This window comes from Micromonospora mirobrigensis (assembly GCF_900091555.1).
Classification (GTDB): Bacteria; Actinomycetota; Actinomycetes; order Mycobacteriales; family Micromonosporaceae; genus Micromonospora; species Micromonospora mirobrigensis.
Genome location: NZ_FMCX01000003.1, coordinates 588,307 through 609,385 on the forward strand (window position 1 = coordinate 588,307; position 21,079 = coordinate 609,385).

Annotated in this window: 28 protein-coding genes and 1 riboswitch; of the genes, 1 reads left to right on the forward strand and 27 read right to left on the reverse strand. The window is 72.6% G+C overall.

Features of this window, described 5'->3' with window-relative positions; translation table 11 throughout:
* Positions 1-6 precede the first annotated feature (6 nt).
* The 10 genes from thiD to GA0070564_RS13890 all read right to left on the reverse strand — a co-directional run bounded on the left by thiD (position 7) and on the right by GA0070564_RS13890 (position 8,539).
* Entirely contained in the window at positions 7-795 is a 789-nt protein-coding gene (gene thiD / locus GA0070564_RS13845; RefSeq protein ID WP_091608802.1) for a bifunctional hydroxymethylpyrimidine kinase/phosphomethylpyrimidine kinase, read from the reverse strand.
* Complete coding sequence (locus tag GA0070564_RS13850; protein ID WP_091609174.1) at positions 792-1,397, reverse strand: thiamine phosphate synthase; 606 nt, start codon at positions 1,395-1,397, stop codon at positions 792-794. The genes thiD and GA0070564_RS13850 overlap by 4 nt, the downstream gene beginning before the upstream one ends.
* A 122-nt stretch (positions 1,398-1,519) precedes the next feature.
* On the reverse strand, positions 1,520-2,290 hold the full coding sequence (locus GA0070564_RS13855) for a thiazole synthase (RefSeq protein ID WP_176730666.1): 771 nt from the start codon (positions 2,288-2,290) through the stop codon (positions 1,520-1,522).
* Positions 2,291-2,295: 5 nt separating this feature from the next.
* The gene (gene thiS / locus GA0070564_RS13860; protein WP_091608808.1) at positions 2,296-2,496 is read right to left on the reverse strand and encodes a sulfur carrier protein ThiS; all 201 of its coding nucleotides are present in this window, start codon (positions 2,494-2,496) and stop codon (positions 2,296-2,298) included.
* Positions 2,487-3,632 carry a glycine oxidase ThiO gene (gene thiO, locus GA0070564_RS13865; RefSeq protein WP_176730667.1) on the reverse strand — a complete coding sequence of 382 codons (1,146 nt, stop codon included), beginning with the start codon at positions 3,630-3,632 and terminating at the stop codon, positions 2,487-2,489. Before thiO ends, thiS begins: the two co-directional genes overlap by 10 nt.
* Positions 3,626-4,252 (reverse strand): thiamine phosphate synthase, encoded by a 627-nt coding sequence (thiE, locus tag GA0070564_RS13870; protein WP_091608812.1) that lies wholly within the window; start codon positions 4,250-4,252, stop codon positions 3,626-3,628. Before thiE ends, thiO begins: the two co-directional genes overlap by 7 nt.
* Positions 4,247-4,355: riboswitch (TPP riboswitch) on the reverse strand. (Overlaps the previous gene by 6 nt.)
* Before the next feature lie 227 nt (positions 4,356-4,582).
* Positions 4,583-5,527 (reverse strand): aldo/keto reductase, encoded by a 945-nt coding sequence (locus GA0070564_RS13875; RefSeq protein ID WP_091608814.1) that lies wholly within the window; start codon positions 5,525-5,527, stop codon positions 4,583-4,585.
* A 138-nt stretch (positions 5,528-5,665) separates the two neighbouring features.
* Positions 5,666-6,217: a hypothetical protein gene (locus tag GA0070564_RS13880; protein WP_245669968.1), complete on the reverse strand. Its 552-nt coding sequence runs from the start codon at positions 6,215-6,217 to the stop codon at positions 5,666-5,668.
* Positions 6,214-7,890: an ABC-F family ATP-binding cassette domain-containing protein gene (locus GA0070564_RS13885; protein WP_091608816.1), complete on the reverse strand. Its 1,677-nt coding sequence runs from the start codon at positions 7,888-7,890 to the stop codon at positions 6,214-6,216. The genes GA0070564_RS13880 and GA0070564_RS13885 overlap by 4 nt, the downstream gene beginning before the upstream one ends.
* A gap of 37 nt (positions 7,891-7,927) precedes the next feature.
* Positions 7,928-8,539: a class I SAM-dependent methyltransferase gene (locus GA0070564_RS13890; protein ID WP_091608818.1), complete on the reverse strand. Its 612-nt coding sequence runs from the start codon at positions 8,537-8,539 to the stop codon at positions 7,928-7,930.
* A 124-nt stretch (positions 8,540-8,663) separates the two neighbouring features.
* Here GA0070564_RS13890 and GA0070564_RS13895 point away from each other — a divergent pair, with 124 nt between their 5' ends.
* Positions 8,664-9,842 carry a hypothetical protein gene (locus GA0070564_RS13895; RefSeq protein ID WP_091608820.1) on the forward strand — a complete coding sequence of 393 codons (1,179 nt, stop codon included), beginning with the start codon at positions 8,664-8,666 and terminating at the stop codon, positions 9,840-9,842.
* Positions 9,843-9,942: 100 nt separating this feature from the next.
* On the opposite strand, the gene truA is transcribed toward GA0070564_RS13895, so the two are convergent.
* The 17 genes from truA to rplF all read right to left on the reverse strand — a co-directional run bounded on the left by truA (position 9,943) and on the right by rplF (position 21,079).
* Positions 9,943-10,776: a tRNA pseudouridine(38-40) synthase TruA gene (gene truA, locus GA0070564_RS13900; RefSeq protein WP_091608822.1), complete on the reverse strand. Its 834-nt coding sequence runs from the start codon at positions 10,774-10,776 to the stop codon at positions 9,943-9,945.
* A gap of 74 nt (positions 10,777-10,850) precedes the next feature.
* On the reverse strand, positions 10,851-11,426 hold the full coding sequence (gene rplQ / locus GA0070564_RS13905; RefSeq protein WP_091608825.1) for a 50S ribosomal protein L17: 576 nt from the start codon (positions 11,424-11,426) through the stop codon (positions 10,851-10,853).
* 34 nt (positions 11,427-11,460) lie between these two features.
* The gene (locus GA0070564_RS13910; protein ID WP_091608828.1) at positions 11,461-12,483 is read right to left on the reverse strand and encodes a DNA-directed RNA polymerase subunit alpha; all 1,023 of its coding nucleotides are present in this window, start codon (positions 12,481-12,483) and stop codon (positions 11,461-11,463) included.
* Positions 12,484-12,581: 98 nt separating this feature from the next.
* On the reverse strand, positions 12,582-13,208 hold the full coding sequence (gene rpsD, locus GA0070564_RS13915; RefSeq protein WP_088973230.1) for a 30S ribosomal protein S4: 627 nt from the start codon (positions 13,206-13,208) through the stop codon (positions 12,582-12,584).
* A gap of 13 nt (positions 13,209-13,221) precedes the next feature.
* Positions 13,222-13,629 (reverse strand): 30S ribosomal protein S11, encoded by a 408-nt coding sequence (gene rpsK, locus GA0070564_RS13920; protein WP_014440747.1) that lies wholly within the window; start codon positions 13,627-13,629, stop codon positions 13,222-13,224.
* An 18-nt stretch (positions 13,630-13,647) separates the two neighbouring features.
* Entirely contained in the window at positions 13,648-14,028 is a 381-nt protein-coding gene (gene rpsM / locus GA0070564_RS13925; protein WP_091608831.1) for a 30S ribosomal protein S13, read from the reverse strand.
* Positions 14,029-14,289: 261 nt separating this feature from the next.
* Positions 14,290-14,403 (reverse strand): 50S ribosomal protein L36, encoded by a 114-nt coding sequence (gene rpmJ / locus GA0070564_RS13930; protein WP_012184307.1) that lies wholly within the window; start codon positions 14,401-14,403, stop codon positions 14,290-14,292.
* Positions 14,404-14,496: 93 nt separating this feature from the next.
* Positions 14,497-14,718, reverse strand: coding sequence for a translation initiation factor IF-1 (infA, locus tag GA0070564_RS13935; protein WP_007073013.1), 222 nt, complete (start codon positions 14,716-14,718; stop codon positions 14,497-14,499).
* A gap of 245 nt (positions 14,719-14,963) precedes the next feature.
* Entirely contained in the window at positions 14,964-15,524 is a 561-nt protein-coding gene (locus GA0070564_RS13940; RefSeq protein ID WP_245669969.1) for a DUF1707 SHOCT-like domain-containing protein, read from the reverse strand.
* A gap of 198 nt (positions 15,525-15,722) precedes the next feature.
* On the reverse strand, positions 15,723-16,574 hold the full coding sequence (map, locus tag GA0070564_RS13945; RefSeq protein ID WP_091608833.1) for a type I methionyl aminopeptidase: 852 nt from the start codon (positions 16,572-16,574) through the stop codon (positions 15,723-15,725).
* 90 nt (positions 16,575-16,664) lie between these two features.
* Positions 16,665-17,318 carry an adenylate kinase gene (locus GA0070564_RS13950; RefSeq protein WP_091608836.1) on the reverse strand — a complete coding sequence of 218 codons (654 nt, stop codon included), beginning with the start codon at positions 17,316-17,318 and terminating at the stop codon, positions 16,665-16,667.
* A complete protein-coding gene (secY, locus tag GA0070564_RS13955) occupies positions 17,319-18,647 on the reverse strand; it encodes a preprotein translocase subunit SecY (RefSeq protein ID WP_091608838.1) in 1,329 nt (442 codons plus the stop codon).
* Between the two features lie 230 nt (positions 18,648-18,877).
* Positions 18,878-19,321 carry a 50S ribosomal protein L15 gene (gene rplO / locus GA0070564_RS13960; protein WP_088973234.1) on the reverse strand — a complete coding sequence of 148 codons (444 nt, stop codon included), beginning with the start codon at positions 19,319-19,321 and terminating at the stop codon, positions 18,878-18,880.
* A complete protein-coding gene (gene rpmD / locus GA0070564_RS13965) occupies positions 19,321-19,503 on the reverse strand; it encodes a 50S ribosomal protein L30 (protein WP_091608841.1) in 183 nt (60 codons plus the stop codon). Before rpmD ends, rplO begins: the two co-directional genes overlap by 1 nt.
* Positions 19,503-20,117: a 30S ribosomal protein S5 gene (gene rpsE / locus GA0070564_RS13970; protein ID WP_091608844.1), complete on the reverse strand. Its 615-nt coding sequence runs from the start codon at positions 20,115-20,117 to the stop codon at positions 19,503-19,505. The genes rpmD and rpsE overlap by 1 nt, the downstream gene beginning before the upstream one ends.
* Positions 20,118-20,150: 33 nt before the next feature.
* Positions 20,151-20,540, reverse strand: a complete 390-nt coding sequence (rplR, locus tag GA0070564_RS13975) for a 50S ribosomal protein L18 (RefSeq protein WP_091608846.1) — start codon at positions 20,538-20,540, stop codon at positions 20,151-20,153.
* A complete protein-coding gene (rplF, locus tag GA0070564_RS13980; protein ID WP_091608849.1) occupies positions 20,537-21,079 on the reverse strand; it encodes a 50S ribosomal protein L6 in 543 nt (180 codons plus the stop codon). Before rplF ends, rplR begins: the two co-directional genes overlap by 4 nt.

The window sequence follows — 21,079 nt, forward strand, 5'->3', positions numbered from 1 at the left end:
TGATGGTCAACGGGACCAGCCGAAGTGGTCCAGCGGGCCGCGTCCCGCGCCCAGCTCCCAACCCCGGGCGCCGGTCAGCGCCCGGGTGACGTACTCCTTGGCGGCGGCCACCGCGACCGGCACCGGGTGGCCCGCCGCCAGCCCGACGGCGATCGCCGCCGAGAACGAACAGCCGGTGCCGTGGTTGTGCCGGGTGGCCACCCGGGGCGCCCGCAGCAGCGTGGTCGTGCCGCCGGAGACCAGCACGTCGACCGACTCGCCGGCCGCGTCCACGTCGCCGCCGGTCACCACCACGTGCGCCGGGCCGCCCGCGGCGAGGGCCTCGGCCGCCGCGACCATCTCCTCGACCGTGGTCACCGGGCCTCCGGTGAGGGCCGCGGCCTCCGCGCGGTTCGGCGTCGCCACCTCGGCGTACGGGAGCAGCCGCTCGACCGCGTCCACCACGCCGAGCCGGTGTCCGCTGGTGGCGACCAGCACCGGGTCGACGACCAGCCGGGGCAGCCGGCCGTCCCGGGCCGCCGCGGCCACCGCGTCGGCGACCGCCGGGGTGCCGAGCATGCCGGTCTTCACCGCGCGTACGGCGAAGTCGCCGAGCACGCTGTCGAGCTGGTCGGTGACGGTCTGCGGCGGCAGCGGAAGGACGGCGTCGACGCCCCGGGTGTTCTGGGCGGTGACTGCGGTGAGGACGCTGGTGCCGTACGCGCCGAGGGCGGCGAAGGTCTTCAGGTCGGCCTGGATGCCGGCGCCCGCTCCGGAGTCGGATCCGGCGATGGTGAGGACTGTCTGCGGCGTCACGGCTGTCCTTTGGTGGTGAGTGCGCGGTCGAAGGCGTGGGTGAGGGTGGCGGCGGTGTGGGCCGGGTCGGGGGCGCGCATGATCGCGCCGAGGACCGCGACACCGGCGGCGCCGGCCGCGACGCAGTCGCGGGCCTGGGCGGCGGTCTCGACGCCGCCCAGGGCCAGGACCGGGACCGGGCTGACCGCGACCAGCCGGCGCAGCCCGGCGACGCCCAGCGGCGGGCCGTACCCCGGTTTGGTTCGGGTGGGGTGGACCGGCGAGAGCGTCACGTAGTCCTCGCTGGTGAGCCGGTCGAGTTCCGCCGCGTCGTGGCAGGAGCGGCCGACCAGGGTGTGCCGGGGCGGCGGATAGGGCCCGGCGGCGGGCAGGTGGACGGCGTCGCCGCCGAGCGGGTCCGGCCCGGCGACGATCAGCGTGCCGCCGGTCTCGGTGAGGACGGCCCGGAGGTCGGCGGCGAGGGCTACCCGCTCGGCGCGGGGCAGGTCCTTCTCCCGCAGCACCACCCAGCGCACTCCCCCGGCCACCGCCGCGGCGACCACCTCGACCAGCGGCCGACGCGCCTGCCACCGGTCGGTGAGCACCACCGGCCCGGACGGCACCGCCGGACCCGGCGACACTGTCGGACCGGCCTGGCCGACCGGCGGCGGCACCTCCGCGGCCCCCGACGCGGTGGGCCGCCCCGAGCCGGCCCACCGCCCGTCGAGGACCCGCTCCGAACGGGTCACAGCTCGGGCCGCCCCTCGTCCGGGGTGGAGGCGAGGGCGTGGAAGCGCCGGGCGATCCGGCCCGCCCCGTACGCCAGCCGACCGGCCTCGACGGCGTACCGCATCGCGGTGGCCATCGCCACCGGGTCGGCGGCCCGGGTGACCGCGCTGGCCAGCAGCACCGCGTCGCAGCCCAGCTCCATGGCGAGCGCCGCGTCGGAGGCGGTGCCGATCCCCGCGTCCAGGATCACCGGCACGGCCACGACCTGCCGGATCAGCCGGATGTGGTGCGGGTTGCCCACCCCCAGGCCGGAGCCGATCGGGGCGCCGGCCGGCATCACCGCGGCGCAGCCCACGTCGGCCAGCCGCCGGGCCAGCACCGGGTCGTCCGACGTGTACGGCAGCACGGTGAACCCGTCCGCGACCAGTTCCTCCGCCGCCCGCAGCAGCTCCACCCCGTCGGGCAGCAGGGTGCGTTCGTCGCCGATCACCTCCAGCTTCACCCAGTCGGTGTCGAACGCCTCCCGGGCCAGGTGGGCCGTCTTCACCGCCTCGGCGGCGGTGTGGCAGCCGGCGGTGTTCGGCAGCAGCCGCACCCCGCACCGGTCGAGCAGGTCGAGCAGCCCGCCGCCGGCCGCCGGCCCGGTGTCGACCCGGCGCAGCGCCAGGGTGACCAGCTCGGTGCCGGAGGCACGGATCGCCTGTTCCAGCACGTGCAGGTTGCCGGCGCCGCCGGTGCCGAGGATGAGCCGCGACCCGAGGGTCACGCCGCCGATCTCCAGGGACATCCGGCTCACCCGCCCTGGGCGGCGCTGAGCACCTCGACCCGGTCGCCGTCGCGCAGCACCGTCGCCGGCCAGCCGCCGCGCGGCACCACCTCGCCGTTGACCGCGACCGCCAGGCCGCGCCGCTGGTCGGTGACCACACGGACCAGGTCCGCGACCGTCGACGCGTCGGGCAGGCTCCGCCCGGCGCCGTTGACCGTCAGTTCCACGTCTTCTCCTGCGTTCTCGGCCCGGCGGTGAAGCGGTCGGGGGCGAAGGGGGCCAGCAGCGGGTCCGCCACCCCGGTGACGACCAGCTGGGTGATCAGGTCGGCGGTGAGCGGGGTGAGCACGATGCCGTGCCGGTGGTGGCCGGTGGCGGCGAGCACCCCGGGCCGGCCGGGCAGCGGCCCGAGGATCGGCGCGTTGTCCGGCGTACCCGGGCGCAGCCCCGCCGCCGCCTCGACCAGGTCGTACTCGGCCAGCTCGGGGACCAGGTCGACGGCGGCGCGGAGCAGCCGCAGCACCGCCCCGGCGGTCACCTCGGTGTCGGCGCGTTCCTCGACGGTCGCCCCGACCACCACCTCCCCGTCGGTGCGGGGCACCAGATAGACCGGCTCGCCGTCGGCGTACCCGCGGATCACGTGCCGGAAGCCCGGCGCGGCGCGACCGGGCGCACGCAGCCGGAGCACCTGGCCCTTCACCGGCCGGACCGGCAGCCCGGTCAGCGCGGCGGCGCCGCAGCCGGCGGCGACCACGGTGACCCGGGCGTCCACCTCGCCGAGCGCGCCGACCGCGGCCGGCGACCACCGCGCGCCGGCCCGCTCGGCCGCCGTGCGCAGCGCCGTCACCAGCCGGCGCGGGTCGACCTGGTGGTCGCCGGGGGCGACCGCGCCGCCGCGCACCCGGGGGGCCAGCGCCGGCTCGCGGTCGCGCAGCTGCGACGGGCGCAGCATCGTGATCGGCAACCCCAGCTCCTGCTGGTACGACCAGAGCCGTCGCGCCTCGGCCAGGTCGTCGGCGGTCAGGCCGACCACGAGGGTGCCCTCGGTCCGGTGGCCGAACGGCATCCCGGCCGCCTCGGCCAGCTCCGCGGCGAAGCCGGGCCAGCGGGCCGCCGACGCGGTCAGCAGACCGGTCAGCTCGTGCTCGCCGAAGTACGCCTCGGCGACCGGCGCGAGCATCCCCGCCGCCACCCGCGACGCCCCCGAGCCGGGCGCCGGATCGTGCACCACCACCCGCAGCCCGCGCTGCGCGCACCGCCAGGCGATCGCCGCCCCCACCGGCCCCGCCCCCACCACCGCCACGTCCGCAAGGAAGGGCCCCCTGTTAACGCCTCCGGTATAGGAAGGGCCCCCTCTTAACACGTCAGGGCCCCGAGCAGCTCCGCCGTGGCGCGCGCCGGGTCGGCCGCGCCGGAGACCGCCCCGACCACCGCCACCCCGTACGCGCCGGCGGCCCGCAACCCCGGCACCGCCGCCACGGTCACCCCGCCGATGGCGATCACCGGTACGGCCACCGCCTCGGCGACCGCACGCAGCCCGGCCGGCCCGATCGGGTCGGGCAGCCCGGTCTTCGTGCTGGTCAGGTGGCACGGGCCGACGCCCAGGTAGCTGGCACCGGCGGCGACCGCCGCGGCCGCGGTGGCCGGTTCCCGGGCGGTGGCGCCGAGCACGGCGGTCGAGCCGAGCACCCGCCGGGCCGCCCCGACCGGCAGGTCGTGCGCGCCGACGTGGCCGCCCGCCGCGCCGACCGCCAGGGCCACGTGCAACCGGTCGTTGACCAGGCAGGTCGCCCCGTACGCGGCGCAGAGCGTCACCGCCCGACGGGCCAGGTCGTACGCCTGCCGGTCGGTGGCGGTGTCCTCGACGCGGACCTGGACGACCAGCTCGGAGCGGGCGACCGGCAGGGCGGCGCGGAGCACCGCGAGCGGGTTCCGGCCGGGCCGGGTGTCGGTGATCAGATGCAGTCGCCCCAGGGACGGCACGGCAACGCTCCTCCCTGCGCCGGCATTACCCGGATCAGGTTCGACGGTCGGGGGCTTCAGCCCCCCTCTCAGCCCGGTGCACCGGGCTCCCGTGGGTCACTTGCGGGCCTACCGTACGACGTCCCCCGTGGCCGGCGGAAGACCGGGTGACGTTTTTCCCACCCACCGTCCCGAGTGGAACTTCGGGACTGACGGTGGCCGGGTCGTCACGCCATGCTGTCCGGATGCCCTCGTCCGCCCGGGTTCCGCGCCGCCTGACATTCCTTCCTGCGCACACCGACGCCCCGGCACCGCGGCGGTGTCGGGGCGTCGGGGCGTCGGGGCGTGCGGTCAGAGGATGGCGTCGAGGGCGGCCAGGTCCTCGTCGGTGGGCTGCCAGGTGCCAGCCTCGGCGTTGGCGCGTACCTGCTCGGGGGTGGTGGCGCCGGCGATGACAGAGGTCACCGCGGGCCGGGCGGCCAGCCCGCCGATGGCCACCTGGAGCATGCCGATCCCGCGCTCGGCCGCGTACGCCTCGATGGCCTCGATGGTGTCCCAGTCGGCGGCGGCGAGGCGCTGGGCGTACCGGCCACCACCGGCGAGCCGGCTGCCGGCGGGCGGGGCGGAGTTGCGCTGGTACTTGCCGGTGAGCAGCCCGTTGGCGAGCGGGAAGAACGGCAGCATGCCGAGCCCGAAGCGCTCGCAGGCGGGGATCACCTCGGCCTCGACGGAGCGTTCCAGCAGCGAGTAGTGGTTCTGGGCGCTGACGAAGCGGGACCGTCCGGTGGAGGAGGCCACCCAGTCGGCGTCGGCGATCTGCCAGCCGGCGAAGTTGGAGTTGCCCAGGTAGCGGACCTTCCCGGCGCGGACCAGGTCGTCCAGCGCGGCGAGGGTCTCCTCGATCGGCGTTTCCGGGTCCGGCTCGTGCATCTGGTACAGGTCGATGTGGTCGGTGCCGAGGCGGCGCAGCGACGCCTCCACCGCGCGGGTGATGTAGCGGCGGGAGCCGCGGGCGTTGAAGTCCGGCCCGTTGAGGCCGTGCATGTCCATGCCGAACTTGGTGGCGAGCACGACGTCGTCCCGGCGGCCCTTGAGCGCCTGGCCGAGCAGTTCCTCGGAGCCGCCCTGCGGCTCGCCGTAGATGTCGGCGGTGTCGAAGAGGGTGATGCCGGCGTCGAGGGCGGCGTCGACCACCGCCCGGGTGCCGTCGAGGTCGAGCTTGCGGCCGAAGTTGTTGCAGCCGATGCCGACCACGGACACCACGAGCCCGGAGTCGCCCAGCCGGCGGTAGGTCATCTCAGTCACGCGTCCCACCCTATGCCGGCCCCCGGCCGGCCAGCCCGGCCACGCCGACCAGGCCGCACCGCAGCGGGCCACCGGACCACGCCGGGCCGGACCGCGCCGTGGCCAGGCCGGGCGCCGAAACGGGGCGGCTCAGCCGAGCACGTCGGCGACCAGCCGCCGCGCGGCGTCGACGGTCGCCGCCAGCTCCTCCGGCGTACGGCCGACCGAACCGAGCAGCGCCTGCGCCCGGGAGGTGAAGTCCGGTGGCGCACCGGGCAGCCGGCCGGCGGAGGCGATCATGCCCTTCTCGTTGACCAGCCAACGCCCGGCCCGCCCGTGCAACGCCTGGACGAGCACGCCGACCGCCCGGAACAGGCAGCCGGCCACGTACCCGCTGTCCCCGGCGGAGGCCGCCTTGGCGGCGTTGTCGACCAGGAAACCGGCCTCCCAGCCGCCGCCCCGCAGCGCCTCGCCCAGCGCCGGCGGGTACGCCGCCGTCTCCGCGCGCAGCGCGGCCAGCTCGCCGGTCGGGTCGGCCAGCACCCGGCACAGCGCCACCTCGCCGGCGTACGCGTGGGAGTAGAAGCCGAGCGGGTGCCCCGGCTGAACCCCCACCTCGTAGCGGCCGGCGCGGCAGTCGGCCCAGGTACGGCGTACCCGGTCGAGGTCGCAGATCCGCGCCGCCAGCTCCGCGTCGATCACGCCACGTCCCAGACCGGCTCGGGGACCTCCACCACGTCCCCGTCGCCACGGAAGAGCAGGAACCGGTCGAAGGTGCGGGTGAACCAGCGGTCGTGGGTGACCGCGACCACCGTGCCGGCGAATGCGGCGAGCCCCGCCTCCAGGGCCTCGGCGGAGGCCAGGTCCAGGTTGTCGGTGGGCTCGTCGAGCAGGAGCAGGGTCGCCCCGGAGAGCTCCAGCAGCAGGACCAGGAACCGGGCCTGCTGGCCGCCGGAGAGGCTGCCGAACCGCTGGTCGCCCTGGCCGGCCAGCTCGTAGCGGCCGAGCGCCGCCATCGCCGCGTGCCGGTCCATCCCGGCCCGGTGCTCGTCGCCCCGCCAGAGGATGTCGACCAGCGACTTCTCCGTCAGCTCCGGCCGGTCGTGGGTCTGGGAGAAGTGGCCGGGGCGGACCCGGGCGCCGAGGCGTACCACCCCGGCGTGGGCGACCGGGGCCAGGGCGGCGGCGCCGACCGGGGTGTGGGCCGGGTCCGGGTCGGTGCCGCCGCGGGCCAGCAGCCGCAGGAAGTGCGACTTGCCGGTCCCGTTGGCGCCGAGCACGGCGAGCCGGTCGCCGTACCAGAGCTCCAGGTCGAAGGGGTAGGTCAGGCCGTCGAGCTCCAGCTGCTCGGCGATCACCGCACGCTTGCCGGTCCGCCCGCCGGTCAGCCGCATCCGGATGTCCTGGTCCTTCGGGGGTACGGGCGGCGGCCCGGCCTCCTCGAACCGGCGCAGCCGGGTCTGCGCCGACTGGTAGCGCGACGCCATGTCCGAGTTGTACGCGGCCTTCTGCTTGTACATCAGCATCAGCTCGCGCAGCTTCTGGTGTTCCTCGTCCCAGCGTTTGCGCAGCTCGTCGAGGCGGGCGTGCCGGGCCACCCGCGCGGAGTGCCAGCTGGCGAAGCCCGCCGGGTGCACCCAGGCGCTGCCGCCCTCGACGGCGACCACCCGGTCGGCGGTACGCGCCAGCAGCTCCCGGTCGTGCGAGACGTAGAGCACCGACTTGGCGGACTCGCGCAGCCGAGCCTCCAGCCAGCGCTTGCCGGGCACGTCGAGGAAGTTGTCCGGCTCGTCGAGGAGGAGCACCTCGTCGGGGCCGCGGAGCAGCAGCTCCAGCGCGAAGCGCTTCTGCTGCCCACCGGAGAGGGTCCGCACCGGCCGGTCCCGGGCGGCGTCCCAGGGCAGGCCGAGCACGATGGTGGTGACGGTGTCGAAGAGCACCTCGGCGTCGTACCCGCCGGCCTCGCCCCAGGCGGCGAGCGCGTCCGCGTACGCCAGCTGGGCCTTGCCGGCGGCGGTGCTGTACCTGCCGCGGATCTCGGCCGACCGCATGGCCGTCTCGGTGTCGACCAGCCGGCGGCCGGCGTCGCGCAGCGCGGGTGGGGCCAGCGACAGAGCCAGGTCGGCGAGGGTGGACTCGTCGCCGATCATGCCGATGAACTGCCGCATCACGCCGAGCCCGCCGGAGCGGGCGATGGCGCCGGTGGTCACCGGCAGGTCGCCGGCGACCATCCGCAGCAGGGTCGTCTTGCCGGCGCCGTTCGGCCCGACCAGGGCGACCTTGGCGCCCTCACCGACCCGGAACGACACGTCGGTGAGGAGTTCCCGACCGTCGGGCAGGATGTGCCCGACCCCTGCCACGTCCACGTATCCCACGCCGGCATCGTGCCCGAACCGCCGCCGGGAGCGACATTCAATTACGGGTGACGCGCAGCACCCGGTAGCCCTTCTGGCTGGCCGTCCGGTCGACCTGCCAGCCCTGCTCGTCGACGAGCCAGCGCTGCAACGAGTCCCCGCCGAGGTGCCGGGCGACGACCAGCCAGCCGACGCCGTCCGGGGCGAGCCGGGGCAGCCAGCGGCGCAGCAGTTCGTGCAGTTCGGCCTTGCCGATCCGGATCGGCGGGTTCGACCAGAGCTGGGTGAACGTCACGTCGCCCGGTACGTCGTCGGGGGCGACGGCGCGGATCCGTCCGGCGGCGCCGACCCGTTCGGCGTTCGCGGCGGTCAGCGCCCGGGCCCGTTCGTTGACGTCGACCGCCCAGACGGTGGCGGCGGGGGCGGTGCTGGCCAGCACGCAGCTGATCGGTCCGAAACCGCAGCCGAGGTCGAGCAGGGCGCCGGTGGTGTCGGGGTCGGGCAGCTCCGCCTTGCGCAGCAGCACCGCGGTGCCGGGGTCGAGCCGGTCGGCGGAGAAGACCCCGCCGGCGGAGTGCAGCGTGTAGTCGCGCCCGGCGACGGAGAACTCGACCTCGCGGGGCTTCCCGGCGGTCGAGGGTGCGGTGCTGAAGTAGTGGTCCCCGGTCACGCCTCATTCTCGCACCGCCGGTGCGACGCTCCCCGGACGGTACGGGCGTACCCTCTGGAAGGACTCGCACCGCAATTTACGGATATTAACCTCTAAAGGGACAATGAACCCTACGCTGTCCCCCATGGTGTATCGGCACGAGTCCGACGAGGACGGCTACGAGTACCCACTCCCCGACGGTGAACCGGCCGGGCCAGTGGCGGGTCGCCCACCGACCGCCGGCCCCTCGCCGTCCCGCTTCCCGACGCCCTCGCTGCCCCGGGCCGACCGACTCGCCCTCCCGCAGTCCGGGCCGACTCCCGCGCCGACCGGCCGGGCCGCCCTGCCGGGACCGGTCTCCTCCCCCCGGCCGCCGGACCACGTCCACGGGTACGCCGCCGAGCCGGTGGAGGCCCCGCGCGTCCGCGGCTACGCCACCATCGAACCGCTGGACCTGCCCCGGTCCCGCCGGGCGACCGACGCCCGCGGCGGCGGGCGGCTGTGGCAGGCGCTGGTCGGCGGCGCCGCGGTGCTGGTGCTGCTCGCGCTCTGCGGCCTCGGCGCCGCGGCGCTGCTCACCGACCGGACCGCCGACCCGCAGCCCACCCGGACCAACCAACCGGCCGCGCTGCCGTCCCCCGACACCAGCCCCGACAATCGCCAGGACCTCGACTCCCGGGACACCGACCAGTCGCCACTGACGGTCAAGGAGGTCTTCCCCGGCCGGGCCCTCGTCGTCGCCGACGGCCGGCCGGCCTACCGCGTGCTGAAGGCGCAGGCCAGCAACGGCTGCGCGGTGGCCGCCACCGGCGAGGTCGCCGACCTGCTGGTCCGGCTCGGCTGCAACCAGGTGGTCCGCGCGACCCTCCGCTCCCCGGACGGCGACCACCTGCTCACCACCGGGCTGTTCAACCTGACCGACCGGGCCAGCGCCGAGCGGACCCGGGACCGGATCCGGCCGATGCTCGACGAGCGGCAGGGCCGCTTCCGCGGCCTGCTGGCCGGCGACGGCACCGAGGCGGTCGTCCGGGCCGCCGCCCGGGTCGGCTGGCAGGTACGCGGCCACTACATCGCCTACTGCCTGGTCACCCGGGCCGACGGCAAGCCGGTCAAGGCCGGCGACCCGACCGCCCGGGAGATCCTCTACGACATGATCGAGCTGTACCTGAACCAGGGTGTGCTGGAGCGGCGGGCGGCCGGCGGAACGGCGAGTCGACCCACCGGCGAGCCCTCGGCCATCGATGAGCCCTCGGCGACCTCCGACAGCGACCGCGGCACGAAACCCGACGGCGGCTCCTCCACCGGCACCGACGGCGGCACCTGACCGGCGACGGGACGCCCGGACGACCGCGCGGCTCCCCCCGGATGACCGGGCCGGTGCCTACCGGCTGGACGTCCACCCGGCGTGGCACCCGGGCCGGGAATCAGCCCTCGGCGACCGGCACCCGCAGTCGGCGGGTGACCTCCGCGCGGCCGGCGTACCCGGCCGGGTCGGTGGGATAGCCCACCTCGACCAGGGCCAAGCCGTGCGCCGGCGCGACCGTCACCTCGCTGGACCGCTCCCGACGGCTGAGCAGGCTCCCCGGCCACTGGACCGGCCGTCGACCGTCCCCGGCCACCAGCATCGCCCCGACCAGGCTGCGCACCATGTTCTGGCAGAACGCGTCGGCCTGCACGGTGGCGACCAGGATCCCGTCCGGGTCCCGCCGCCAGTCCAACCGGGTCACCTCGCGCACCGTGGTGGCGTTCTCCTTGCGCCGGCAGTACGCGGCGAAGTCGTGTTCCCCCACCAGGCCGGCCGCCGCGGCGTTCAACGCGGCCAGGTCCAGCGGCTTCGGCCAGGCCAGGGTGTCCCGGCGGCGCAGTGGCTCGGCGCCCCACGGCGCGTCGGTCACCCGGTACTCGTAGCGGCGGAAGGTCGCCGAGAAGCGGGCGTCGAAGTCGGTCGCCACCTCGGTCATGGCGCGTACCCGGACGTCGCCGGGGAGCAGCCGGGCCAGCCGGCGCAGCAGCAGCCCGTCGTGCTCCCGCCAGACGGCGGCGGGCAGGTCGAGGTGGCAGACCTGACCGGTGGCGTGCACCCCCGCGTCGGTCCGGCCGGCCACGGTCAGCCCGCTCGCCGTACCGGCGCCGAGCACCAGGTCCAGCGCCTCGACGAGCACCCCGGCCACGGTGCGCCGGTTCGGCTGGACGGCCCAGCCGGAGAAGTCGGTGCCGTCGTAGGAGACGTCCAGCCGCAGCCGGATCCGCTCGTCCACCTCGTACCCCCTGTCATGCGTCGGGCCCGGCACCCCGTGGGGGATGCCGGGCCCGACGATGCTGCTGCCTGCGCTCAGGCCTTGTTCTCGTTCTCGGTGGCCTCGTCGCTGTCCTCGCGGGCGGCGGCGGTGTCACCGGAGGCGGAGACCGGAGCCTCGGAGTCCTGGTCGGTCTCGGCGTCGGCCGAGGTCGACTTCGGGGTCTCCTCGGCCGGGGCCAGGGCCTCGACCTTGTCCTGCTGCGCGGCCTTGCGGGCGGCGGTCTTCTTGTTCGCCTTGGGCTCGGCGACCTGAAGCTCCTCCACCAGCTCGATGACCGCCATCGGAGCGGCGTCACCCTTGCGCGGACCGGTCTTCACGATCCGGGTGTAGCCACCGTTGCGGTTGGCGTACCGGGGCGCGATCTGGTCGAACAGGGCGTAGACCACGTCCTTGTCCTTGACGACGCCCGCCACCCGCCGACGGGACGCGAGGTCGCCGCGCTTGGCCTTGGTGATGAGCTGCTCGGCCAGCGGACGCAGCCGCCGGGCCTTCGTCTCGGTGGTCTGGATCTTGCCGTGCTGGAACAGCGCAGTGGCCAGGTTGGCCAGCATGAGCCGCTCGTGCGCGGGGCTGCCGCCGAGGCGGGGGCCCTTGGTGGGCGTGGGCATTGTTGGTGCTCCTCAGATGTGGCGGCAGCCGGGGTTAGAGCTGCTCGGTCTCGCGGTAGTCGTCGGTGTCGTAGTCGGCCTCACCGAAGGCGTCCACGACGTGCGCCGGGTCGAAGTTCGGAGCCGAGTCCTTCAGACCCAGACCCATCCCGGCGAGCTTCATCTTGACCTCGTCGATCGACTTCTGCCCGAAGTTCCGGATGTCGAGGAGGTCGGCCTCGGTACGCCCGATGAGCTCACCAACGGAGTTGATGCCCTCGCGCTTGAGGCAGTTGTAGGAGCGGACGGTGAGGTCCAGCTCCTCGATCGGCAGGGCCAGGTCCGCCGCGAGCTGGGCGTCCTGCGGGGACGGCCCGATGTCGATACCCTCGGCGGTCTCGTCCAGCTCCCGGGCCAGCCCGAAGAGCTCCACCAGCGTCGAACCGGCGGAGGCCAGCGCGGTACGCGGGCCCATCGACGGCTTGGTCTCGACGTCGATGATCAGCCGGTCGAAGTCGGTACGCTGCTCGACACGGGTCGCCTCGACCCGGTAGGTCACCTTCAGCACCGGCGAGTAGATCGAGTCCACCGGGATCCGGCCGATCTCGGCGCCCGACTGCTTGTTCTGCGCCGCCGTGACGTAGCCACGACCCCGCTCGACGGTCAGCTCCATGTCGAGCCGGCCCTTGCCGTTGAGGGTGGCGAGCTTCAGGTCCGGGTTGTGCACCGAGACACCGGCCGGGGGCTGGATGTCACCGGCGGTCACGTCGCCCGGGCCCTGCTTGCGCAGGTACATGCTGACCGGCTCGTCGTGCTCGGAGCTGACGCACAGCTCCTTGATGTTCATGACGAGCTCGACCACGTCCTCCTTGACCCCGGGGATCGTGGTGAACTCGTGCAGCACACCGTCGATCTTGATCGAGGTGACCGCCGCGCCCGGGATGGACGACAGCAGCGTGCGCCGCAGCGAGTTGCCGAGGGTGTAGCCGAAGCCCGGCTCCAGCGGCTCGATGGTGAACCGGGAGCGGGTCTCGTTGATCGACTCTTCGGAGAGAGACGGTCGCTGGCTGATGAGCATCTTTTCTCTTCTCTTCCGGGGCGCCCGCTATTTGACGCCCACGACACAAACTGTTCCGGTGGCCCGCCCCGGTGAGGACGGGCCACCGCAACGAGCCCTTACTTGGAGTAGAGCTCGACGATCAGCTGCTCCTGGACCTGGGTGTCGATCACCTGGCGGGCCGGGAGCGAGTGCACGAGAACCTTCATCTGGCTGGGGATCGCCTCGAGCCACGCCGGGACGGTCTTCGAGCCGGCCTGGGCCTGCGCCACGATGAACGGGGTGAGCTCCTTGCTCTTGCCCCGGACCTCGATGATGTCGTGCTCCTTCACCCGGAACGACGGGATGTCGACCTTCTTGCCGTTCACGGTGAAGTGGCCGTGCTTGACCAGCTGGCGGGCCATGTCCCGGGACTGGGCGTAGCCGGCCCGGTAGACCACGTTGTCCAGCCGCGACTCGAGGATCTGGAGCAGAACCTCACCGGTCTTGGCCTTCTTGCCCACGGCCTCTTCGTAGTAGCCGCGGAACTGCTTCTCCAGCACGCCGTAGACACGACGGGCCTTCTGCTTCTCACGGAGCTGGAGCAGGTACTCCGTCTCCTTCGTGCGGCCGCGGCCGTGCTGCCCGGGCGGGAACGGCCGGGACTCGAACGGGCACTTCGGACCATCGCACTTGCTGCCCTTGAGGAACAGCTTCATCTTCTCCCGCCGGCAACGGCGGCAGTCAGCACCGGTGTAACGAGCCATCTCTCTCTACCTCTCAGACCCGACGACGCTTGGGCGGACGGCATCCGTTGTGCGGCTGCGGCGTGACGTCGGAGATCTGCCCGACCTCGAGGCCGGCGGCCTGCAGCGAACGGATGGCGGTCTCCCGGCCGGAGCCGGGGCCCTTGACGAACACGTCGACCTTGCGCATGCCGTGCTCCATGGCCCGACGCGCGGCGGCCTCGGCGGCCAGCTGCGCGGCGAACGGAGTCGACTTGCGGGAGCCCTTGAAGCCCACCTGGCCGGAGGAGGCCCAGGAGATGACGGCACCGGTCGGGTCGGTGATCGACACGATGGTGTTGTTGAAGGTGCTCTTGATGTGCGCCTGCCCGTGGGCGACGTTCTTGCGTTCCTTGCGCCGGACCTTCTTGACAGCGGCTCCGGCACGAGCCTTCGGTGGCATAAGTCTGTGCGCTCCTAGTTACTTCTTGCCGGGCTTCTTCTTGCCGGCGACGGTCCGCTTCGGGCCCTTGCGGGTCCGCGCGTTGGTCTTGGTCCGCTGGCCACGCACGGGCAGGCCACGGCGGTGGCGGATGCCGGCGTAGCAGCCGATCTCGACCTTGCGGCGGATGTCAGCGGCGACCTCGCGGCGCAGGTCGCCTTCAACCTTGAAATTGCCCTCGATGTGGTTTCGGAGCTCGACCAGCTCCTCGTCCGTGAGGTCCCGGACTCGCTTGTCCGGCGAGATGCCGGTCGCGGCGAGCGTCTCCAGGGCGCGGGTGCGGCCCACGCCGAAGATGTAGGTGAGCGCGATCTCCATCCGCTTCTCGCGGGGGAGGTCGACGCCGACTAGACGTGCCATGTGCGGGCGTACTCCTCGTGATGTGTGGCGGAGGTGTGGACCCGTCCCATCCCGCTACCGACCGTCCCGTCCTTCCGACGCATGTGGCGCCGGCGACCGGGAGTGGTCGTTGCCCGAGCGGGCCCCGGCCTCCGACCGGGGGTCAACCACGAGGGAGTACGCACTGCGTACCGCTCGCGGCTGGGACGAGCTTGGTGATGTGTGCTGGACCTGCGGCCCGGACCGGTCCGACCGGCCGTTGTCACGACCGGTGCGAATGGTTCAGCCCTGGCGCTGCTTGTGGCGCGGGTCGGTGCAGATGACCATGACCCGGCCGTGCCGGCGAATGACCCGGCACTTGTTGCAGATCCTCTTGACGCTCGGCTTGACCTTCACGGTTGCCTTACTTCCCATCTGGCCCGGAGGCACGATCACGCGCGACGCCGGACGTCGAAGACGGACACGGGGACGTCCCGGCCGCCGTCAGGATTACTTGTAGCGGTAGACGATGCGCCCGCGGGTCAGGTCGTACGGCGAGAGTTCGACGACGACACGGTCCTCCGGCAGGATGCGGATGTAGTGCTGCCGCATCTTGCCGCTGATGTGAGCCAGCACCTTGTGACCGTTCGCGAGCTCCACCCGGAACATGGCGTTCGGCAGGGGCTCGATGACCCGACCCTCGATCTCGATGGCTCCGTCTTTTTTCGGCATGTCCTCCGCTGTCCTGACGTCGGTTGCTCCGGACGGCTCACAACGCCTTACACGGACCGCCCGACCAAGATCGGACAGTCCGCGCCAGCCGCGGCTCCAGCTCCCACCGAAGCGCAGGGTGGGCATGCCGGAGTGGACGCTGTGCGCCGATCTGAAAGTGTACGCCCGCCCGCGGGCCGTCGCCAAACCGGCCACCCGGCCTGTCACCCGCCGGAGCGAACCTGCCCTCGTCGGGGCCGTCGCGGTCAGTGCCCGCGGCCCCGCCGGGCCTGCCGCCGCCGGCGCCGTTCCACGCGGCGCGCCGCCGCCCGGGCCGGTTCCCCGGTGGCCAGCCCGCCCGCGGTCCGGAACAACAGCACCGCGCCCCACGGCCCGAGCACCCAGGCCGGCCAGTAGCCGTCGATGTCCCGGTCACCGAGCGAGGAGAGCAGCCAGATCGCGGTCAGGATGGCGGCGACCCGCAGCCAGGACGACCACTCGTCGAGCAGCCAGTGACCCGTGCCGGTGGCGACCTCCCGCGTGCCGGACGTGACCTGGGCCACCGGAGGCTCCGGCTCCGCCCCGACGACCGTACCCGGCCGGTGGGCGCCGGGCTGGACCGGAACCGGACCGCCGACCGCGCCGGCGCCGGGGAGGTCCGCCAGCACGCCGTCGAGCTCGCCGTAGGTCTTCGCCGCGTACGCCCTCTGGAGGCGCTCGTCGTACTCGTGCAGGTCGAGCCGGCCCTCCTCCAGTGCCACCCGGAGCCGATCCGCCGTCTCCTGCCGGTCAGCGTCGGCCGCCCGCATCCCGTCCCGCGCGTCCATGCCGCCCAGCATGCCACCGGAGCGCCACTCGTGGCCCCCCGCGACGGCGGGGGCACCACCGGCCGTCCTCGAGCAGCCGGGGGTGACCGTCGCGCCGAGGGGGCTCACCACGGCTTGATCGGCTCGGGATGCGGCAGGTGAGGCCCAGCCGCCCCTGCTGTCCCCGGAGTCGGGTCCTGGAGGCGATGGGGGGACGGGTCAGATCGCGGGGGAACCGACGGGCTGGCGTGCGGTGACCAGATCACCCAGCCGGCCCCGGCCGCCGTCGAACGCGGTCAGCACCCACACGCCGTCGTCCAGCAGCGCCATCGAGTGCTCCACGTGCGCGGCCATCGACCGGTCGCGGGTGATCACCGTCCAGCCGTCGGAGAGCTCCACGGTGCGCGGCGAGCCCATCGTGATCATCGGCTCGATCGCCAGCGCCAGACCGGGCACCAGCCGGGGCCCGCGACCCGGGCGACCGTGGTTGAGCACGTGCGGGTCCTGGTGCATCTCGGTGCCGATGCCGTGCCCGCCGTAGCCGTCGACGATGCCGTACCGGCCGCCGCGCCGGACGGCCTTCTCCACCGCGTGCGAGATGTCCGTCAACCGGCCCCGGCCGTTGGTGGCGCCCCGCGCGGCGGCGGCGATACCGGCCCACATCGCGTCCTCGGCCACCGCGGTCATCTTCAGCAGCGCCGGGTCGACCTCACCCACCCCGACGGTGATGGCCGCGTCGCCGTGCCAGCCGTCGAGGATCGCCCCACAGTCGATCGAGATCAGGTCGCCGTCGCGAAGCACCTGGTCGGCCGCCGGGATGGCGTGCACCACCTGCTCGTTGACCGACGAGCAGATCGACGCCGGGAAGCCGTGGTAGCCCTTGAAGGAGGGAACGGCCCCGGCCTCACGGATCGTCGACTCGGCGATCGCGTCCAGGTCGGCGGTGCTGACGCCCGGGGCGACCGCCTCCCGCATCCGGCGCAGCGCCTCGGCCACCACCAGGCCGGCGGCGCGCATCTTCTCGATCTGGTCCGGGGTCTTCAGCTGGATGTCCAGCTGGTGACGACGCATGGAGGCGATACCTTTCGTTGCGCGGAACAGCGGGGCACGTCTCGCGTACCCCGCTGTTCGCACTCTATCCGCCGGCGGACCGGCGGTACGTCAGCCGCCGTACGAGCGGAGGGCGTCGATGGCGCGGACGGTGACGTCCTCCACCGGGCCGGTGGCGTCGATGCCCACCAGCTTGCCCTGGGCGCCGTAGTAGTCCACCAGCGGCGCGGTCTTCTCCGCGTACTCGCGGAGCCGGGCGGCGATGGTCTCCGGCTTGTCGTCGTCGCGCTGGAACAGCTCGGCGCCGCAGCGGTCGCAGACCCCGTCCCGGGTGGTGGCGTCGAACTCGACGTGCCAGATCTTGCCGCAGCCGCGGCAGGTACGCCGACCGGCGAGCCGCCGGATCACCTCGTCGTCGTCGACGACCAGTTCCAGCACCAGGTCCATCGCGGTGCCCAGGTCGGCGAGGAGCTTGTCCAGCGCGGCGGCCTGCGGCGTGGTCCGCGGGAAACCGTCGAGCAGGAAGCCCTCGGCCGCGTCGGGCTCGGCGAGCCGTTCCCGGACCATGTTGATGGTCACCTCGTCCGGGACCAGCTTGCCGGCGTCCATGTACCGCTTGGCCTCGACGCCCAGCGGCGTGCCCTGCGAGACGTTCGCCCGGAAGATGTCACCGGTCGAGATCTTCGGCACCGAGAGGTGAGCGGCGATGAACTCCGCCTGTGTGCCCTTGCCCGCGCCCGGCGGGCCAACCAGAACGAGTCGCATCTACCGCAGGAACCCTTCGTAGTTCCGCTGCATGAGTTGGCTCTCGATCTGCTTCACGGTCTCCAGACCGACGCCGACCATGATGAGCACAGCGGTGCCGCCGAACGGGAAGTTCTGGAACTGCTGGTTGTTCAGCCAGATGAAGAAGAAGTTCGGCAGGACCGCGACGATGCCCAGGTAGAGCGCACCCGGCAGGGTGATCCGGCTGAGGATGAAGTCGAGGTATTCAGCCGTCGGCTTGCCCGGGCGGATGCCCGGCACGAAGCCGCCGTACTTCTTCATGTTGTCCGCGACCTCGGTCGGGTTGAACGTGATCGACACGTAGAAGTACGTGAAGAAGATGATCAGCAGGAAGTAGATCGCGATGTGCAGCGGGCTGGCCGGCGCGACGATGTTGTTCTGGATCCAGGCCTGGGTCTTGCCCGGGTTGTTCTGGTCGAAGAACTGCAGCGCCAGCTGCGGCAGGTAGAGCAGCGACGAGGCGAAGATGACCGGGATGACACCGGCCTGGTTCACCTTCAGCGGGATGTAGGTCGAGGTGCCGCCGTACATCCGCCGGCCGATCATCCGCTTGGCGTACTGGACCGGGATCCGGCGCTGCGCCTGCTCGATGAAGGTGACCGCGGTGATGACCAGCAGGACCAGCGCGAGCACCAGGGCGAACTTGCCCCAACCCTGCTGGGTCTTGATCTTCCAGCCCTCGCTGGGGAGCCGGGCCGCGATCGAGGTGAAGATCAGCACGGACATGCCGTTGCCGACGCCGCGGTCGGTGATCAGCTCACCGAGCCACATCACCACACCGGTGCCGGCGGTCATCGTCATGACCAGGAGGGTCAGCGTCAGCCAGTCCGGGATGCCGGTGCCCTCGGGGATGATCGGGAACTGGTCACACTTGCCCTGGAAGAGCTGCCCGGAGCGGGCCAGCGCCACGAACGCCGAGGACTGGAGGATGCCCAGGCCGAGCGTCAGGTAGCGGGTGTACTGCGTGATCTTGGCCTGACCGGCCTGACCCTCCTTGCGGAGCTGCTCCAGCCGCGGGATGACCACGGTCAGCAGCTGCAGGATGATCGACGCGGTGATGTACGGCATGATGCCCAGCGCGAAGACCGACAGCTGGAGCAACGCCCCGCCGGAGAAGAGGTCGAGCAGGCTCAGCACTCCGGTGGTGTCACCCTGGAGACTGTCGAGGCACTTCTGCACGTTCGCGTACGAGACGCCCGGGCTGGGGAGCGTGGCACCCAGCCGGTAGACCGCGATGATGCCTACTGTGAACAGCAGCTTCTTGCGCAGGTCAGGCGTACGGAACGCACTGAGAAAGGCGGACAGCAACTTCTTCCTCCTGCGCGAGGCGGGCCGCCGGTGAACCCTGGCGGGGCGGGGTTGGTGCCGGGCGAGTGCCCGATATCCATAGCTGGGATGGGACTCTAACAGCCCGATCCCGGTCCGGGCAGGTGCGCCCGGCTACATAAACCGGATCCGATGTTACCCGGCGCACACGGCCCGGGTGAGACCACGGCGCCCGCCCAGTTGCGACAACTGAGCGGGCGCCGTGGTTCTGCCTACAGCTCGGTGACGGAGCCACCGGCGGCGGTGATCTTCTCCTTGGCCGACGCGCTGAACGCGTGCGCCGACACCTGGAGCGCCACACCACCGAGGTCGCCGGTGCCGAGCACCTTGACCGGCTGGCCCTTGCGGACCGCACCGGCCTCGACCATCTCGATCGGGCCGACCTGGCCGCCGTTCGGGAAGAGCTCGGCGAGCCGGTCCAGGTTGACCACCTGGAAGACGACCTTGAACTTGTTCTTGAAGCCCTTCATCTTCGGCAGGCGCATGTGGATGGGCATCTGCCCACCCTCGAACGCGGCCGAGATGTTCTTGCGGGCCTTGGAACCCTTGGTACCGCGACCGGCGGTCTTGCCCTTGGAGCCCTCACCGCGACCCACACGGGTCTTCGCGGTCTTGGCACCGGGCGCCGGGCGCAGGTGGTGGACCTTGATCGTCATTACTCGACCTCCTCGACCTTCACGAGGTGGTTGACCGTGAAGATCATGCCGCGGATCTCCGGACGGTCCTCCTTGACCACCACGTCATTGATCCGCTTGAGACCGAGCGAACGCAGCGAGTGCCGCTGGTTGTGCTTGGCCCCGATTTCGGACCGGACCTGGGTGACCTTCAGGCGAGCCATCAGGAAGCCACCCCCGCCCGCGACGCCAGCATGGCGGCCGGCGCGACGTCCTCGACCGGCAGACCACGACGGGCCGCGACCTGCTCCGGGGACTCGAGCCCCTTCAGGGCCGCCACCGTGGCGTGCACGATGTTGATCGGGTTCGACGAGCCGAGGCTCTTGGAGAGCACGTCGTGGATACCCGCGCACTCCAGCACGGCACGCACCGGGCCACCGGCGATGACACCCGTACCGGCCGAGGCCGGCTTGAGCAGCACCACACCGGCGGCGTCCTCGCCCGTGATCGGGTGCGGGATCGACTGACCGATCCGCGGCACCTTGAAGAAGTGCTTCTTGGCCTCCTCGACACCCTTGGCGATCGCCGCGGGCACCTCCTTGGCCTTTCCGTAGCCCACACCGACGGTGCCGTCGCCGTCGCCCACGATCACCAGGGCGGTGAAGCTGAAGCGACGACCACCCTTCACGACCTTGGCGACGCGGTTGATCGCGACGACCCGCTCGAGGTGCGGGGTCTTCTCGACGGGCGCGTTTCCGCGGCCGCCCTCACGGCGGTTGTCGCGGCGACCACCCTCGTTGCCACCGGACCCGCCGCCACGGCGCTGTTGACCTGGCATCAGCAGCCTTCCTTATCTCTCGTGACGGGGTTTCTAGAACTCGAGCCCGGCTTCGCGGGCGGCGTCGGCAAGCGCGGCGACCCGCCCCGCGTACCGGTTGCCACCGCGGTCGAAGACGACCTTCGAGACGCCGGCGGCCTTGGCCCGCTCGGCGAGCAGGGCGCCGACCTTGCCGGCCAGGGCGCTCTTGTCGCCCTCGGTGCCGCGCAGCGAGGCGTCCAGGGTCGAGGCCGACGCCAGGGTGTGACCCTTGGCGTCGTCGACGACCTGAGCGGTGATGTGCCGCAGGGACCGGGTGACGACCAGGCGGGGACGCTCGGCGGTGCCGTTGACGTTCTTGCGGACCCGGAAGTGCCGGCGCGCACGCCCGACGGCACGCTTGGCGGCGACGCCGCGGCGGCGCTTGAGCAGCGTGGCGCTCACTTCTTACCTGCCTTTCCAGCCTTGCGGCGGATGACCTCGCCCTGGTACTTGACGCCCTTGCCCTTGTAGGGCTCCGGCGGGCGGATCTTCCGGATGTTGGCGGCAACCTCGCCGACCTGCTGCTTGTCGATGCCGGCCACGTGGAACAGCGTCGGCCGCTCCACCGTGAAGGTGATGCCCTCGGGCGCCGGGACCAGCACCGGGTGCGAGAACCCGAGCGCGAACTCCAGGTCCTTGCCCTTGGCGGTCACGCGGTAACCGGTGCCAGCGATCTCCAGGCTCTTGCGGTAGCCCTCGGTCACGCCGACGATCATGTTGGCGACCAGGGTACGGCTCAGGCCGTGCAGCTCCTTGGCCTTGCGCTCGTCGTTCGGCCGGCTGACGTTCAGCTGGCCGTCCTCGGCCCGCTCCGCCTTGATCGGCTCGGCGAGCGTGTGCGACAGCTCGCCCTTCGGACCCTTGACCTTGACGGTCTGGCCCTCGATCGTGATGTCGACGCCGGCAGGCACCGGGATCGACTTACGTCCAATTCGCGACAT

Bases quoted from the DNA above. Each gene is read 5' to 3' on its own strand.
- GA0070564_RS13855 (WP_176730666.1), bottom strand. From the start codon at position 2,290: ATGTCCCTGGAGATCGGCGGCGTGACCCTCGGGTCGCGGCTCATCCTC.
- GA0070564_RS13875 (WP_091608814.1), bottom strand. From the start codon at position 5,527: ATGACCTACCGCCGGCTGGGCGACTCCGGGCTCGTGGTGTCCGTGGTC.
- GA0070564_RS13895 (WP_091608820.1), top strand. From the start codon at position 8,664: ATGGTGTATCGGCACGAGTCCGACGAGGACGGCTACGAGTACCCACTC.
- rplQ (WP_091608825.1), bottom strand. From the start codon at position 11,426: ATGCCCACGCCCACCAAGGGCCCCCGCCTCGGCGGCAGCCCCGCGCAC.
- GA0070564_RS13910 (WP_091608828.1), bottom strand. From the start codon at position 12,483: ATGCTCATCAGCCAGCGACCGTCTCTCTCCGAAGAGTCGATCAACGAG.
- rpsD (WP_088973230.1), bottom strand. From the start codon at position 13,208: ATGGCTCGTTACACCGGTGCTGACTGCCGCCGTTGCCGGCGGGAGAAG.
- rpsK (WP_014440747.1), bottom strand. From the start codon at position 13,629: ATGCCACCGAAGGCTCGTGCCGGAGCCGCTGTCAAGAAGGTCCGGCGC.
- rpsM (WP_091608831.1), bottom strand. From the start codon at position 14,028: ATGGCACGTCTAGTCGGCGTCGACCTCCCCCGCGAGAAGCGGATGGAG.
- infA (WP_007073013.1), bottom strand. From the start codon at position 14,718: ATGCCGAAAAAAGACGGAGCCATCGAGATCGAGGGTCGGGTCATCGAG.
- GA0070564_RS13940 (WP_245669969.1), bottom strand. From the start codon at position 15,524: ATGGACGCGCGGGACGGGATGCGGGCGGCCGACGCTGACCGGCAGGAG.
- map (WP_091608833.1), bottom strand. From the start codon at position 16,574: ATGCGTCGTCACCAGCTGGACATCCAGCTGAAGACCCCGGACCAGATC.
- GA0070564_RS13950 (WP_091608836.1), bottom strand. From the start codon at position 17,318: ATGCGACTCGTTCTGGTTGGCCCGCCGGGCGCGGGCAAGGGCACACAG.
- rplO (WP_088973234.1), bottom strand. From the start codon at position 19,321: ATGACGATCAAGGTCCACCACCTGCGCCCGGCGCCCGGTGCCAAGACC.
- rpmD (WP_091608841.1), bottom strand. From the start codon at position 19,503: ATGGCTCGCCTGAAGGTCACCCAGGTCCGGTCCGAAATCGGGGCCAAG.
- rpsE (WP_091608844.1), bottom strand. From the start codon at position 20,117: ATGCCAGGTCAACAGCGCCGTGGCGGCGGGTCCGGTGGCAACGAGGGT.
- rplF (WP_091608849.1), bottom strand. From the start codon at position 21,079: ATGTCGCGAATTGGACGTAAGTCGATCCCGGTGCCTGCCGGCGTCGAC.